The sequence below is a fragment of the Lysinibacillus sp. KCTC 33748 genome (genome assembly GCF_002237755.1).
GTDB lineage: Bacteria > Bacillota > Bacilli > Bacillales_A > Planococcaceae > Lysinibacillus.
On record NZ_MWSJ01000017.1, the window covers coordinates 57,007 to 72,627 of the forward strand.

Sequence of the window (15,621 nt, forward strand, 5' to 3'; positions counted from 1 at the left end):
CTTTTATGCATATTTCTATTTCTTTAGCATATGATTGATAAGATTTGTTATATTGAAGAAAGAGAGTTAAAAGGTTTGGCAAGTATTTTACAGAATAGGGGAAGATCGTTGTTGGTTGAATGTGATGGGGGGCTCCAGTTGCATGCTGTTGGATTGTGATGAGCAGTTATTCATGACATATAAACATAATGGTGAAAAGGGTGCTGAAAAATTACTGTCAAAATGGTTAGAGGCAGAGAGTGATTCACCGGCAGACCCGAAAATTCTAGGTACTGCACTTTCACCGAATTTATTTTTAGTGAATGAGGAAACTGCGATGAATATTGCGTTTTCAACTGCGCGAAAATATTGGGGTCGTGTAACGATAGATATGCAAACTTTTTTTAACAAGTATGGCTTGGATACTAAATTTGTGAATGAACGTCTCAATGCTTTTTTTTATACGCAAAAAGGCAAGGAGACCTTTTTTGAGCAACTTTTTGCACAACACACAATGGACTTAGAGCGATTAATCTGGCTAATTTTCGGAAAGCGAATGCAAATTACAATGCCAGTCAACGAGCTACAAACTATATTTTTATATAAATTTGAAAATGAATATTTAGTGCATATGATTTATAAAGAAGATACTCACTTTTGGCATTGGCTATTTATGAAAAAAGTTTATTCACTGTTTATCCACAAACCATTAGAACAATTCACATTTATCCATGAAATGATGGGTCATGTTGAACAATCTACAAGAAATACCTGTGGACATGTGAATAACTTTGTGGATAATTATAAAAAAACTCTGGATAAGTGTATAACCTACGTGGATAACTATAATTCTACTTGTTTAGCAAAAAAGCAGTTACATCTTTATCAAATTGTAACGCATTATCGTCTATCTGAAGGAGATTATTCATGCGTTAAAGCTTTAATTACTTCCTTTGAAGCGGATTGGCGTTATTCGATGTATGCATTGACAGAGAAAGAAAAAGCTCTGATTGCCTATCTTCAGTTTCATATAGCACACAAGGAGAAGATTCCGGAAACTGTTATTTACTACGGTGAGTATTTATTAGAAGATGAACGACTTAATAATTACGCGATAGAGATTTTGTTGGAATATAAGGAGTTATTGCCGAATCGTAAGCCAACACCTCCTGCCATTATTAAAAATTATGAACTAAACTTTTTAGAAAACTTGTATGCAGTATTGTTGGATCATTACGTAAAAATGGAGCGTTATCAAGAGGGGCTTCAGCTTTTAAAGGAACATGTATTAGCATCTAATAAAAAAATACATGCCGCTTTAGTACAGAACAATTATAGTAATGAGCAATTTATTGCGATTGAAGCGTCAGTTCAGCAGGATATCGCTCTCCATGTAAATAATTCATTACAGCATATTGGCTTGTCTGTTGAAGAGTGGCGCCAACATTATCGTCAGCCAGAAACGCCTTACTCTTTGGTGGCACAGAGCGCATCCTTACATATGCTCAATATTTTAAAGGTGTTATTTGTAACGGAGCAGTACGAGCTTTTTGAAAAATTAATGGAAATATATAAAAAATATTTACTTATAGACGATCATTTCGAAAAGTTACGGGTCTTTATAAGTGCCTACGTTTAACTTTTTTCAGCCGATTCTGGACGCAATTATAATTGATTAGAAATAAAAAAAGTGTCTAATGTGTTATAAACGCAGCATTAGACACTCTTTTTATTTTATATGGATCTTATTCTAAAACTCCTTTGTCCTGTAAGTCTGCAATTTGCTCGACGCTATAGCCAAGTGAAGATAACACTTCCTCATTATGCTCTCCAAGCTTAGCACCGACATGCTTGTACTGCGGCTTAACACCGTCAAACTTAAACGCTGATGCAATTTGCTTTTGTGTAGTACCGTCGCTTTTAGGAATATCAACAATCATGTCACGAGCTTTGAGCTGAGGGTGCTCGCATGCTTCTGGAAACGTTAATACTGGTTCGACACATCCCTCGAAATCCTCGTTAAACACTTCAAGCAATTCTTCGTAAGTCTTCGATAAGAATGCATCATGGACGGCTTCTTTAAAACGAATTTGTGTATAGTATGAATCATTAAACGTATTATCAATGAGCTCGGGAATATCAAGCGCTTCACAAAGTAATTTGCGGAATTGAGGTTCAAGGCTTCCTACTGAGAAAAATCGGCCATCCTTTGTTTTGTAAAAGTCATAGTAGCTGCCACCGTTTAAAATTTCTTGCTCGGGCTGAGGTATGCGACCACCGCCAATATAGGCAGACCCATACATAGCATTGAGCGAAAATACAGCATCGGTCATACTTATATCAATATATTGCCCTTCACCTGTTTTTTCACGATGTAAAGCAGCTGCGAGTACTCCAATTGCCGCATGCATCGTGCCCCCAGCGATATCAGCTAGCTGAATACCCATGGAGACAGGTTTTTTATCTTTATGGCGTGAATAATCGAGTAAGCCAGCTAATGATAAATAGTTATTGTCATGTCCTGGTCGATTGCTAAATGGTCCAGTTTGTCCATAGCCTGTAATAGCACAATAAATAACCTTAGGATTTACCTCTTTTAGAGCTTTGTAGCCAATGCCAAGCCGTTGCATGACACCAGGCCGAAATCCTTCGATAATTATGTCGTACTCTTTAACGAGTGACTTCACAATTTCTATAGCTTCAGGCGATTTTAAATTTAGTGTTAATGACTTTTTAGAGCGATTCAAATGTTGATGAATATAGGCCTCATGATCATCGTCGTAAGGAGGCATAATACGTGTTAAATCTACGCGTTTTGAGGATTCAACGTGAATAACCTCTGCGCCTAAATCAGCAAATATCATTGTCGCCATTGGCCCCGGTAGTAATGCAGAAAAATCGAGAATTTTTAACCCCTTTAAAATACCCAAATCTCCCAACCCCTTTTTGTGTAGGCTACATTGCCATCTATTCAAGAATGCATTGCAGCGCTTTTCTCATAATCCCCATTTTGTGAAAAGCATTTATTTGCACTGTATTAATACAGCGTTAAGTGTAAATTATCAGTATTATAACAGAAGTATTGATGGCTTGACTATGTTAAATTTTATTATAAAATAATTAGTCGGAAAATTATATGTCAGAATAGAGAAAAAAGTAAAATAATTTAGAGTGTAGAGTTTTTCCATAACGTGGGGTTGATTTCCGTCTCGGCTGGGCGCTTTGTAGCTGCCGCTTTGCTTTCGCTACAGAAAACATTCGATGTCGGTCACGAAGGCGTTATCACAGGACATGATGCATTTAGCCTTCGTTCCTCTATATCGCTGATCCCCAAGGAGTCGCCCAGCCTCCACTCCAATCAACTTACGTTTTAACAAATGTGATTAGTGACTATCAAAAATGAAGGTTATAAGTAAATTCTAATAATGGATTTATGAGAAAATTTTTGTCGTAACATGAACAAAAAAATCTCTATGCAATAATTTCTGCATAGAGATTTTTTTTTGTATATATCGTTGATCAACCTCAACTATTTAGAATAAAAGTTAACCGTATAATAGGGTGCACCGTTATCTTTAAAGCAAACACCAACAAAAATATGGGTAAACTCTTTCCTTAAAATATTTATACGATGTCCTTTTGAATTCATCAGTGCTTCATGAGCAAATATACTATTATGCTGACCTTGTGCTATATTTTCGCCGTACCAATAGTGATTAACCCCCCCAGCAGTGAGGCGGTCATTGGAATGATTACCTTGATGATCTTCATGACTAAAAAATTGATGTGTGATCATATTACTACTATGTTGTCGAGCAATAGGATTAGACCCTTTATCATAAGTGAGTGGTTGCAAACCTTCTATAACTCGCTCATGGTTAATAAGGTCAACCATTAAATCTTCAAGCCCTGTTCGTAGTTCGTTGGATGGCTTACCATAATAACCACGTTTACCTAATTCGGTTTTAGCATGTATCCAAATAATAGAACGAACAATATTGTTTTTGTGTAAATCATAGAAAAAAGTAACGTAGTGATTATCAATGAAATAGGTCCCGTGTGTAGTATTACCATCACAATCGTTGTAATCGAGCAAATAGCTTGTATTTTCATAGTGAATGGATCTAAGCGGAAGACCGTATTTTCTATTTACATCTATTCGATTAGCACCGATACGAATACCAAATACGCTATGCCCAATACGTGTTTCATATCCTCCGACCTCATTAGAATTATGTCTTCCTACGAGAGAAAATGTGGAGTAGTCTGTTTCTAATCGATGCCATTTCATTTTATAGTCACTTTGAAAGCTGGATAGTGACAAAGCTTTTTGTGTCTTTGTTACATTCAAACGAGCCGACTTATTTCGATTGAAAGAAGTATTTGTCCATAGAGCCATACTATAACCAATCATTATTGGAGCTACTTTACGTAACAACATATTAAAACCCTCTTCTTAAAGTGAATTTATAATAAAAATCTATTGAATTACTAAAAGTTTTATAGATATAAATTACTATACTTTTGTTCAGTTAACGATGCTGAAATTATGGAACTTTTCCTACTATCTGGATTATTAAGGGGTGGTATTTGTTAAAGTGCATATTATTTAAGTTGATCTTCGTTACGACTGGGCGACACCTTGGGGATTAGCGTCACAGATGGGACCCTGCAGCGAGTGAAGCGGCTCATCGGACGCCCACAACAAAACGCCCAGTCGGAACGGAAATCAACCCCACGTTTTGGGGTGTAGCCTACTATATTACTTTTGTTATAAGAGACTCTTGAAAGTACTTTTTTGCCAAATATTTTACTTTTGAGGTAAGAAATTTTCTTAATAAGGAATTTTTTTGTGTTTTAATAGAATAATAGAAGAAATTATAAATTAGGGGTAAAAGATAGAAAATGAAATCAAAACAGATAAAGTTAAAGTATTTAATCATGGGCGTTGCGATAGCTGCTTTTATCTTAACTGGTATTGGTAGCATTTGGAGTGGTTACCGAATGAACGTTGACTCGATTAAAGAGAATACGCTTGAAACGAATCGAGTCTATGCACAAAAATTAGCAACAACCGCTAGTTCTTATCTTGAAGAATCTTTTCAGATTTTAGGATATAGCGCCAGCTCGATAAAAACAAAAATGCATGATAACGATGCATTGATTCAGGAAACTGAACGTTTGAAAATGCAAAATGACATGTTTAACTCTGTGCTGATCACAAATGCAGAAGGTCTTGTACTATCTATATCACCACCATCTGAAGAAGTACTAGGTGAAGTTTTAACATCTGTTGGAGCCAGTGAGGCTTTATCTAAAAAGAAACCTCTTGTCTCAAAGCCTTATAAGGGGATGACGGGGCGTCTCCTTATTTTTATATCGTATCCTATATTTTCAGAGACAAATGAATATTTAGGAATGGTATCTGGGACAATTTATTTAAAAGAACGAAATGTTTTTAATGCTTTACTTGGAGAGCATTATTATCATGATGGGTCATATGTGTATGTAGTTGATTCGGATGGGCGCGTTATTTATCATCAGGACCCAAGCCGCGTTAATGATATCGTTATTGATAATAAAGTTGTTCAATCAGTGATTTCTGGGAAAAACGGGGCTATTCAAGTAGTAAATACTAAAGGAGTAGAAATGCTTGCTGGTTTTAGTACCGTACCTTTAACGGGTTGGGGAGTAGTTGCTCAAAGGCCGATTGATGTAGCATTAGCTCCTTCATTTGATAGAGTACAGGAAGTTGCTATAAAATCCATTCCGCTTATGCTCATTTCAATTTTAATTGTCCTTTGGGCGGCAGCACGTATTGCAAATCCCTTACAGCAATTAGCTACTTTAACAGAGGAGAGCATGGATTCGAAAAATGTAGAAGGCTTGAAATCTGTACGTAGTTGGTATTTTGAAGCGCATTATCTTAAAAGCGCTCTCATTCGGAGTTTAACATTTTTACAGGGACAGGTATCCTTTTTTAAAGATCAATCTACAACAGATCCGCTAACAGGTGTAACCAATCGTCGCACAATGGATGCGATGCTAGCGGAGTGGCTTGACAACAAGTTGCCACATGCCCTCATTCTACTTGATTTAGATCATTTTAAAAGTGTGAATGATACGTATGGTCATGCAGTAGGTGATAAGGTTTTACAATTTTTAGCTCAAAATATGAAAGCTGTTGCTCGTGATGGAGATGTTTGCTGTCGCTACGGTGGTGAGGAATTTGTTATGTTATTGCCAACTACTACAGCTGTGGAAGCGGCACAGGTGGCAGAACAACTACGGGATATGTTGGCGCATACTATAAGTCCTTGTGGTCGTCCAGTTACATTATCTGCAGGTGTTGCCGTGTATCCACAAATGGCAGATACGACAGAAAAGTTAATAGAAGCAGCGGATGGTGCGCTGTATCTTGCAAAACAAGCAGGACGAAATCAAGTCATAGTAGCAGAGCAAAAAAATAAATAAAAATTTTTTTTGGAATAAGCATACATTTCTAATTTTGGGGTACATGATTAATGCAACGATCATTTGGGCAAGCTATTTTTAAGTCATTCCCCATATGACTTATCAAACATGTTCAAAATGATACGTAAACTCGGGACACATCTCTCGATCGACTTGACAAGATGCAAGGTTATCCCCCTTTCCCTTATGACATCACAAGTACATCTAGATGTATGCCTATATATCGTTAAAAGCCAAGCGAGCACCGATGCTCCTTGGCTTTTTTATGTTGGGTGAGGGGGAAAAGGAAATATATAAAAGATAAAGGATTGATTAGTAGTGCAATTTGGATGGCTGTAAGTGTACAGTGTCTAAGATAGTTCTTTTGATTCATCTCAAAGGTTGGAACAAAACGTATGCCATTGTATAAGTTGATCTTCGTTACGACTGGGCGACTCCTTGGGGATCAGCAATAGAGGAACGAAGGCTAAAACCATCACATCCTGTGATAACGCCTTCGTGACCAATATCGGTGCTGTTGCTGCGCTTTCGCACAAACAAAACCAAAACCCTCTGCTGCCGCTTCGTTAGCACTACGCTTTCGCGCAAAAAACATCTGTTGGCCCGAGACCCTGGAGCGCAGCGAAGCGGCTCATCGGACGCCCCAGGAAGCTCTGCTCTGCGCGAAAGCGAAGCGTCAGCGGCAAAGCGCCCAGTCGGAACGGAAATCAACCTCACGTTATGATGGTGAACATTTTATCTTTCTATTTATTGTTAACAATTTTATTCCATTAATTTAGATTTATCTATGAAGGTTCACTATCTACCTGTCGATATAAAGGGTATGATGAAAATGATAGTTTGAACGTATCAAATACATAGATGAAAGGAAGAGTGGGATGGATAAAACAAAAATCCAAAAAGTGAACAAAGCACTTATAGCAACGGTTTTTGCTACTAGTGGGATTGCTGTTGTAGTGCCACCACCACAAAAGGCGGCTGCGGCTTCTTCACCATTTACAGATGTTGACCCATATTCAAGTCATTATGACGACATTTTAAAATTATATAATCAAGGTGCGATTAATGGGTATGCAGACAATACTTTTCGACCAAATCAAAGTGTAACACGTGGTCAGGCGGCAAAGATGCTGGCGACTGTTTTAAAATTAGATTTGAGAAATGTACAAGATCCATATTTAAAAGACGTTCCGAAAAGTAGTGAATATTACAAGTATATAGCTGCTCTACAAAATGCAGGAATCATGTCGGGCTATTCAAATGGAACATTTATGCCTAATGAAGTGATGACGCGCGGGCAATTAGCGAAAATTTTAGTGCTTGGCTTTAAATTAGAGGTAGCCTCTAATTACAACAATAGTTTCAAAGATGTAACTAGCGAAACAAGCAACGCTATCTATATCCAAAGTTTAGTAGATTCAAAGATTACGGAAGGGACAACGTCTGTCACTTTCTCACCACATAATGCGGTTACACGTGGACAATTCGCATCTTTTATTGTGCGTTCACAAGAGAAAAAAGGGAATGCCACAACTTTCAAAATTACAAATGTTGAAGACGATACTGTCTACATAAATGGCGATCCATACTCAGTATCACAAAGTCTCTCGCATATTTTTAACGAAGATAATGCACCTGTATTAAAAGACGCGCTAATTGAAGGGGACTTTTCAGGCAAAACTATTCGCTCGGTATCAAAGCTAACATTGAATGCAAGTGGGACAAGCTCAAGGTCACTAGAGTTCGATGGCGATCGTAAGTCCTTCGGTGCGACAATCGTTGTTAATGGAAACTATATTGAATTCTCAAATATTACATTAACTGGTACAATGCTTGTCAACGAAACGGTACGTCCACCTTTACAGTTAGACTTTTCCTACTATAAGCCATTATCTCTTGGCCGTATAGCAAGCACCAATACTGCATTTATCAACTGGTCTAATCCAGATAATCCAAATGATGAAGGCTCATCTAATAACGGTTCGACAACAGATATTCAAGATTGGGCAGATCAGAATTCCAACAAAAATCCTGATAAAAACAAGCCGTTTGAGAACTGGTCTAAAGATAAAGTGACGATGAAAAATGTTGAAAAACATATTGAATTTTATAACAGCACTGTATCGCGCATAGTTGTCGCTCAAAGCGGTACAAAAATCGAAACAAATATGAAGCTACCACGTGTAGACATCATCGGGACTGTTCGTGAATTTGAGATTCAAGGAAATATCGGTACACTAAACCTTGATACAGAAACGAAGCTGACAATTTACGGAGATAGCAACATCGACTGGATTAACTACAATAGCTATACAGATTTAGAGCTGTATATAGATGGTCGTATAGGTGTTCTGTATGTTGATAATGTATACGGTTGGGTTGATATTGGAGATTACACGTATATTGACAAAGTGATTATACCGAAGGGCGAGGGACCGAATAATATCTTCGACGACTTCTTAGAGGATAAAGATAATATCGGCAATATTGTAGATGAAGACGGTAAACCGGTTGATAAAGACGATATTGATAAACAAGATCCAGCTGATAAAACAAAACCGTTAATCGACATTACGAATGTAACAGTTTTAAGTGGTAGTGAGACACAGGTAGATTTCACTTCAGATAAAGTTGGAACTTACTACTATATTGTTCGTGAAAAAGGCGCCGATGCACCAACGAAAAAAGAAATGGTAAATCGCATTTCTACTGACAATGCAGCACATGGAACAAGCGCAGCAGTGAATGGCAAAAACACTATTAAAATCACTAATTTAGGTGAGAAAAAAGAATATGTTGTTTATGTGATGGTCGTTGATGGAGCGAAAAATGCTTCGGATATTAAATCAAAACCATTCCAAATGAAAGATGGAACACCGCCAGTTGTTAAAGATTTAAAAGTAAACCCTCTACATGGCGGAAAACGTGCAGAGTTTACATTTACAGCAAGTGAACCAGGAGACTATTACTACTACGTACGTAAAAAGACGTCAGCAGCCGATCCAACAACCGCAGATATTGTTGCTAAACCAACAGGTAATGGAAAGGCAGTTGCAGGAAAACTTGCAATTACTGAAATTCTAACAGGATTAGATGCTAAAACGGAATATCAACTTTATGTAGTGATGAAGGATGATTCAGGCAATTATTCAAAAGATCCTGCTGCAGTGAAGGAATTTACAACGGGAGAACTTGATAATATCAATCCGTATGTGGAGCAAGGAAAGCTAGTAAGGAAGAGTAACAATCAGTTTGAGTTAACTGTGAACGAAGCATTAGATCCAGAAAGTGCTAACGACGTTAACAATTATTTATTAACCGGTACAGTTATTGTTAATGTAACGGGAGAAAAGGGAATTAAACCATCAGCTGTAGAGTATAAACCAGGAGACAAGAAAGTATTGTTAACTATTCCATCTGATACAGGGTTTGTTAATGGTGATACATTACGTGTAACGGTGTTACCTGGTGTTATAGATTTAGCGGGCAATGTATTTGAAAATACGAATACAGTGAAGCCAGGCGACCCTATTCGTAACTATGCGGAATATAAACACGAAGATAATGTGAAGCCTACTATAAAAATAGGAAACATAGTAAACAAAGCTGATGAATCCGATGGTTTCCGTCGAGCAGAAATCGAATTCGAGCCGAATAAGGCCGGTACTTATTACTATATGATACTACCTGATACAGTAGTCGATAATGGTGAGACGAAGACTTTCAAACAGTATTTAACAGATCATAATATTACAGAACGTGATTTTACTAATGAATTTGCAGGTGATTCTAATAAATCTGGTTACTTCCAAATTGGTGGAAAAGATATCTATATTCAACGTGGTTCAGGCACGGCAGATTTAGAAACAACTACACAAAAATTCCCTGTATCTGTTGAACAAAATAAACTGGATCCATTTAATAGTTACTCTGTTTACATGGTACTAAAAGATCGTGGTGGAGAGCTCTCTAAGATATCCGATTCTAAGAAAGTATTTGAAGATACCAAAGCACCTTTAATTCGTGATTTAGAGATTAAGCCAAAGAAAGATATAGATACAGAAGCAACAATTAGCTTTGAAACGGATGAAACAGCAATAGTTCATTACTGGTTTGTTGAAAAAAGAATTAGAGATAAGGATGGAAAATTAATTGACAATCCAGATGCTAAATTAACTGCGCCAGCAGATGAAAAATATTTAGAAACAAAGCTTAAAACTAGTCCATCCATTGAAAAAACAGGAAAAGGTCTTTCAGGAACAGTAGATGCGAAAGGAGTAAAATTAAAGCCACATACTGAATATGTAGTTTACGTTGGAGTAGAGGATACACCTGGTAACTTCACGATTTATAAGGCGAACGATTCGTATAATGACCATGATAAATCAGCAACAGGCTTGATGAAACAAGACTTTTACTCTGATGGTACACCACCAAGCATTGGTATGACGTCTCCTCTGGACAATAAAAAGTATCCAGGACTTATCTACCGCAATAATGATGATACATTCACTATCACGTTTAGTGAAACGATTATGCGTGATGAGAACGGTAAATCAAGCCTTGTAGGTACAGATGATAAAGTTGTTGTTGGTTTGGCAGATATCTTAAAGATTACTGCAAAAGACGCGAATGACAATGATATTGATGTTACAGACAAATACGAACCTGTGTCTTATACAGTAGGAACAGATACTACAAAAGAAAGTAAACTCATCATTAAACCGAAATTACAAAGTGACGCTAATAAAACAATTACTGTAACAATGAATGATAAAACTCGAGACTTTGTAATTTCAGGCTATGAAGGACATAAGTTCATTAATACTGGTAAATATCTATATAGAACATTGGATTCGAAGTTTATGGAAATTAAACTTAGCTACCTTAATTCGCCAGGTGACGATAGAAAAGTTCAAGCGACATTCGATTTGTTGAGCTATGCTAAACAATTTTATGAAAAAGGCGAATTACTGAAGTACTACTACGTATCAGATTCAGTAGGAATGGATTCTGATACTATTAAAGGGAGATTACCAGCAGAGGTAATTGATATGGTTATGAATGGTTCAAACAGTTCATTAGCAACAGGAACAGGAACGATTGCGACAGATGTTGCTCGTATTACAAGAGAGCTAACGCATCCAGCCAAATTCTTTAACGGTGACTGGGTAACAATTGTGTTAGAAGATAAGTATGGTAATTTCCATAAGTTTTATGCGAAGGTTGGCTATAAGGACCCTGTCATAACAACGCCATAAGTAAATGAAAACCAAGTGGTCATATAAAGACCACTTGGTTTTCATTTTGATAATAGATATTCAATTACTTATTTCTTAAAAATTTTTCAATCTTTTAGGATGAAAAACCTTCCTGGCTAAAAACTTAGCAGAAGGGCTGTTGTATATATATTTAATAGGCATTTCGTTACCTCTAACTACAACGCTGTATACCCACCATCCACAGTAAACACGCCTCCTGTAAAAGAAGAAGCCTCTGATGCTAGATATAGCGCAATACCTCCTAGTTCATCCGGTGTTCCAGGTCTGCCCATAGGGGTTAAGTTCATCCAAGTATCAATCATGTCACCACCTTGTTCAAAATAATGCTTTGTCAGCTCTGTTTTCATGTATCCGGGAGCAATTGTATTCACTTTGATATTATGCTTCGCCCATTCCATTGCTAAACTTTTCGTAAGCATAATCACGCCTGCTTTGGATGCATTATAGGAGGATTGGCATTGAGGGGTATTAGCAATGATGCCAGACATGGAGGATATGTTTACGATTGAAAAGAAAGTTTATGTTTCTGAACTAAGTCAAAAATTTTCGGTTACAGAGGAAACCATTCGAAGAGATCTTGAGAAATTAGATAAAAAGGGAATTGTATCAAGAACTTATGGAGGGCTGTAATAAACCGAAACGGCTCAGAGGATTTACCTTTTAATACAAGGACCTCTCTTAATATAGATTTAAAAAAATCAATAGTTTCGAAAATACACCATCTGATTAAAGATGGAGATAAATTAATGGTTGACCCTAGTTCGACAGCTTTTGAATTGATCAAAGCATTATATGATAAACAAGATTTAACGTTAATTACTAATTCCATAAAAATATTAAATGAGTTTAGCGATTCACACTTTCAAATTATTTCAACAGGGGGAGAGTTACGAAGAAAATCACTTTCCTTAGTTGGTCCTGCTGCAGAGGCTACTGTTGATAGATATTTTGCAGATATTCATGTATTTAGCTGCAAGGGGATATCGCTGGAACATGGTATTACGGAATCTAATGAGCCGGAAGCGGAATTAAAAAAAATAATGCTTAAAAATTCTAAGATCAATCTCTTACTAGTAGATCAGACCAAATTTGATAAAGCAGCATTTTTAAAGCTTTTTGATTTTAGTGATATCGATGTTCTTGTAACAGACAAAAAACCATCCACAGAATGGATAGAGAAACTGAAAGCAAATGATGTCCAGCTAATTTATTGAATACTTAGTGTTGATTAATAAAATGAATTCGTCTAGATGTGAGAAGAAAGACCTAATAGCAAATCACCAGAAGTTAATTTTCCATTCGGCATCTACTTGATCGTTATAAATTTGTAGTGCTTTTTAATAAGAAACAAGTCTAATGCTTTATATAAAATCACTGATAGAAATGTATATTTCCATGAAAGACATCTCAAAATCTATTGAGGTGTCTTTTTTATGTTTTAAAATAAAATCCGTTAAACCGCATTATTATCCTTCTATCGGTAGAGAAGTAGAACTAAAAAATTTAAGATAACTATATTTCTAAATGAAAAAAAATTATCAAAAAATGAAAAGGGGATTTTAGATCAACATAGTGGATAGTTTCTTTGTTTTAAGAATTATAGGAAGTAATGAATGAAAGGGGAATGGAAATGAAAAATTTTTGGGCATTTGTAATAACAGGAATGCTATTAATCGTTACAACTACGGGATTTGCTCGTATGGCTTACGGTATTATATTACCTTTTATGCAGGAAGGGCTGTCATTAACTACAACACAGTCAGGTTTATTAGGCACGATGCTTTTTTTAGGCTATTTACTTACAGTAGGACTGTCTGGGGTGCTTACATTGCGTATTGGAGCGAAAAATGTGCTGTTGGTAGGCGGAGGCTTTGTTATTGCAGGTTTAGGGGGTCTAGTATTTGTCACGAACATTTGGTGGGCCGCTATAGCTTTATTTTTGGCTGGTGCTGGTAGTGCTCTTGTCTATACACCACTATTATCAATAGCAGTTAGCTCTTTCCCAAAGAAAAGAGGGACAGTGATGGGATTGCTAATGAGTGGTGCGGGAGTAGGAATGCTACTGTCTGGAGTACTTGTACCCTTTATGCTTCGACATTTTCCTGAGCTTGGCTGGCGAGGAGTATGGTTAGTATTTGCAGTAATCACAATGATAGTCGTGTTAGTTGCATTTTTTGTGATAAAGACACCGCATTCAACGGTTGAAAATGGTGCTGTACAAGAAAAAACTAGAGCCTGGAGAAGTAAAGAACTGTATCTCATAGCTGGAATTTATTTTGCCGTCGGACTCGTTTATCTTATTCCGAATTTATATCAAACAAGCTATATGAAGGACATGGGGATTTCGAATACAGTGGCGGGCTCCATTTATGCTGTTGCAGGGATCGTTTCAATTGGCGGTGCGCCATTATGGGGGATGCTAGCGGATAAGATAGGCGTAAAAAAGGCATTAATGACAGCGTTATTTTTATCAATTATTGGAAATGTTTTTCCGATGTTACTTCCTAATTTAATAGGATTTATCGTGTCTGCTATTATATGGGGTTCGTCTCTTGGAGGTGTCCTTGTGCTCATTCAAATGAAGGCAAGTCAAGAGGTATCGGCAATGTATGTGGCGTCAGCGATCGGCTTTATTTCTATCTTTTATGCTATCGGTCAAATGATTGGGCCTGGACTTGCAGGATGGCTTATAGAATATGCTGGGGGATATGCTACTGCTTATGGTTTTGGGGCTGCTATCTTCTTTTTATGTTTACTACTATCAATGGTACTTACTACGAAAGAAAAATAGCTTAATCGCTGTTCGTTTGCTATACTTTGGTTATGATTGATAATCATTCTCGATTAAAACCGAAGGATGGTGACGAACACGTTGAATATTAATTTCCATGAGAACTTTAGTGGATTTTTTCATGCATTGGAAATATCAAAGGTACAAGAATGTCCGTTTGTATTCCAACCAAATGTGCAGGAAGGAGCTATACATCGTTTTATTCCTCGGCCAGATTTAGAAGTGGTTATATCTGATTATTCATTTTATCGAGAGTACCAAATGCAAGTAGTAACAAAGCAGCCTATGGTTGAACTTAGTTTCTGTTTACAAGGTAATAGAGGTCTTTACATCTCAGGCTCAGAATATGAAATTTCTTCAGGAACATGCTCGCTTCAATTTATAGAGCAAGTAGGGGCAAATTTTATGTTTCACAAAAATCAATCCTACCAAATGGTGGGGATTGGTATTCCAATTTCAACATTCAATCATTTTATGAGTGAAATTGGTGAAACTAGTAAGGAATCCTTAAGTTTCTCTAAAATTCTTGATGGAAAACGATATAGACTATTTCAAGAGAAAATTAACGCATCTTCCCTAATTATTGTTCGGCAAATGTTAGATGCTATAGCAAGTAAGAAGATGACCAATTTAGAGCTAGAATGCCAAGCGTTACAGCTTTTATCTATGACATTTCGATCTCATCTATTTGATAATTCTCTTAGCCCTGTTATGTTTTCAATAAGTGATAGAACAAAAATACAGCAAGCTAAATCTATTATTATGGAGCATATGTCCAATCCTCCAACACTAATTGAGTTATCGCGTTTAATTGATTTAAACGATTACAAATTAAAAAAGGGATTTAAAGAGATGTTCGGAACAACAGTGTTTGGATATTTACGAGAAAAAAGACTAGAGAAAGCATTGCTTTTATTACAAGAGGGAACTATGAATGTAACTGACATTGCGAATGCAGTGGGGTATTCTAATCCTAGCTATTTTGCGGAGATTTTTAAGAAGAGATTTGGAATTAATCCTAGGGAAATATTAAGAGATCTTAATCGGTTGTAGAGGATATATATTTAATTCATAAAACACCTTAAATCGAGTGAA

At 36.7% G+C, this 15,621-nt stretch carries 9 protein-coding genes and 1 pseudogene; 7 read left to right on the forward strand and 3 right to left on the reverse strand.

Going from position 1 to position 15,621, the window contains the following annotated elements; translation table 11 throughout:
• Window positions 1–142: 142 nt before the first annotated feature.
• The gene (locus B1B04_RS18005) at window positions 143–1,618 is read left to right on the forward strand and encodes a hypothetical protein (protein WP_079562784.1); all 1,476 of its coding nucleotides are present in this window, start codon (window positions 143–145) and stop codon (window positions 1,616–1,618) included.
• Between the two features lie 106 nt (window positions 1,619–1,724).
• Here the strand turns inward: B1B04_RS18005 and B1B04_RS18010 are convergent, their stop codons facing one another.
• Both B1B04_RS18010 and B1B04_RS18015 read right to left on the reverse strand, forming a co-directional pair.
• A complete protein-coding gene (locus B1B04_RS18010) occupies window positions 1,725–2,909 on the reverse strand; it encodes a CaiB/BaiF CoA transferase family protein (RefSeq protein ID WP_079562785.1) in 1,185 nt (394 codons plus the stop codon).
• A gap of 599 nt (window positions 2,910–3,508) precedes the next feature.
• Window positions 3,509–4,420: a CAP domain-containing protein gene (locus tag B1B04_RS18015; protein WP_079562786.1), complete on the reverse strand. Its 912-nt coding sequence runs from the start codon at window positions 4,418–4,420 to the stop codon at window positions 3,509–3,511.
• A 464-nt stretch (window positions 4,421–4,884) separates the two neighbouring features.
• On the opposite strand from B1B04_RS18015, the gene B1B04_RS18020 reads away from it, so the two are divergent.
• Complete coding sequence (locus B1B04_RS18020) at window positions 4,885–6,453, forward strand: sensor domain-containing diguanylate cyclase (protein ID WP_079562787.1); 1,569 nt, start codon at window positions 4,885–4,887, stop codon at window positions 6,451–6,453.
• Between the two features lie 878 nt (window positions 6,454–7,331).
• The gene (locus tag B1B04_RS18025) at window positions 7,332–11,714 is read left to right on the forward strand and encodes an S-layer homology domain-containing protein (RefSeq protein ID WP_079562788.1); all 4,383 of its coding nucleotides are present in this window, start codon (window positions 7,332–7,334) and stop codon (window positions 11,712–11,714) included.
• 176 nt (window positions 11,715–11,890) lie between these two features.
• On the opposite strand, the pseudogene B1B04_RS18030 reads toward B1B04_RS18025, so the two are convergent.
• Window positions 11,891–12,244: pseudogene (locus B1B04_RS18030) on the reverse strand (SDR family oxidoreductase); the annotation flags it as partial.
• On the opposite strand from B1B04_RS18030, the gene B1B04_RS26575 reads away from it, so the two are divergent.
• The 4 genes from B1B04_RS26575 (at window position 12,231) to B1B04_RS18045 (ending at window position 15,579) form a co-directional block, all read left to right on the forward strand.
• Complete coding sequence (locus B1B04_RS26575; RefSeq protein ID WP_346426997.1) at window positions 12,231–12,365, forward strand: DeoR family transcriptional regulator; 135 nt, start codon at window positions 12,231–12,233, stop codon at window positions 12,363–12,365. The pseudogene B1B04_RS18030 and the gene B1B04_RS26575 sit on opposite strands and share 14 nt — an antisense overlap.
• Window positions 12,366–12,460: 95 nt before the next feature.
• Window positions 12,461–12,949 carry a DeoR/GlpR family DNA-binding transcription regulator gene (locus tag B1B04_RS18035; protein WP_346426998.1) on the forward strand — a complete coding sequence of 163 codons (489 nt, stop codon included), beginning with the start codon at window positions 12,461–12,463 and terminating at the stop codon, window positions 12,947–12,949.
• Between the two features lie 410 nt (window positions 12,950–13,359).
• The gene (locus B1B04_RS18040; protein WP_346426996.1) at window positions 13,360–14,526 is read left to right on the forward strand and encodes an MFS transporter; all 1,167 of its coding nucleotides are present in this window, start codon (window positions 13,360–13,362) and stop codon (window positions 14,524–14,526) included.
• Between the two features lie 81 nt (window positions 14,527–14,607).
• The gene (locus tag B1B04_RS18045) at window positions 14,608–15,579 is read left to right on the forward strand and encodes a helix-turn-helix domain-containing protein (RefSeq protein ID WP_170939013.1); all 972 of its coding nucleotides are present in this window, start codon (window positions 14,608–14,610) and stop codon (window positions 15,577–15,579) included.
• Window positions 15,580–15,621: the final 42 nt, after the last annotated feature.

Bases quoted from the DNA above. Each gene is read 5' to 3' on its own strand.
- B1B04_RS26575 (WP_346426997.1), top strand. From the start codon at position 12,231: ATGTTTACGATTGAAAAGAAAGTTTATGTTTCTGAACTAAGTCAAAAA.
- B1B04_RS18015 (WP_079562786.1), bottom strand. From the start codon at position 4,420: ATGTTGTTACGTAAAGTAGCTCCAATAATGATTGGTTATAGTATGGCT.
- B1B04_RS18040 (WP_346426996.1), top strand. From the start codon at position 13,360: ATGGAAATGAAAAATTTTTGGGCATTTGTAATAACAGGAATGCTATTA.
- B1B04_RS18025 (WP_079562788.1), top strand. From the start codon at position 7,332: ATGGATAAAACAAAAATCCAAAAAGTGAACAAAGCACTTATAGCAACG.
- B1B04_RS18005 (WP_079562784.1), top strand. From the start codon at position 143: ATGCTGTTGGATTGTGATGAGCAGTTATTCATGACATATAAACATAAT.
- B1B04_RS18020 (WP_079562787.1), top strand. From the start codon at position 4,885: ATGAAATCAAAACAGATAAAGTTAAAGTATTTAATCATGGGCGTTGCG.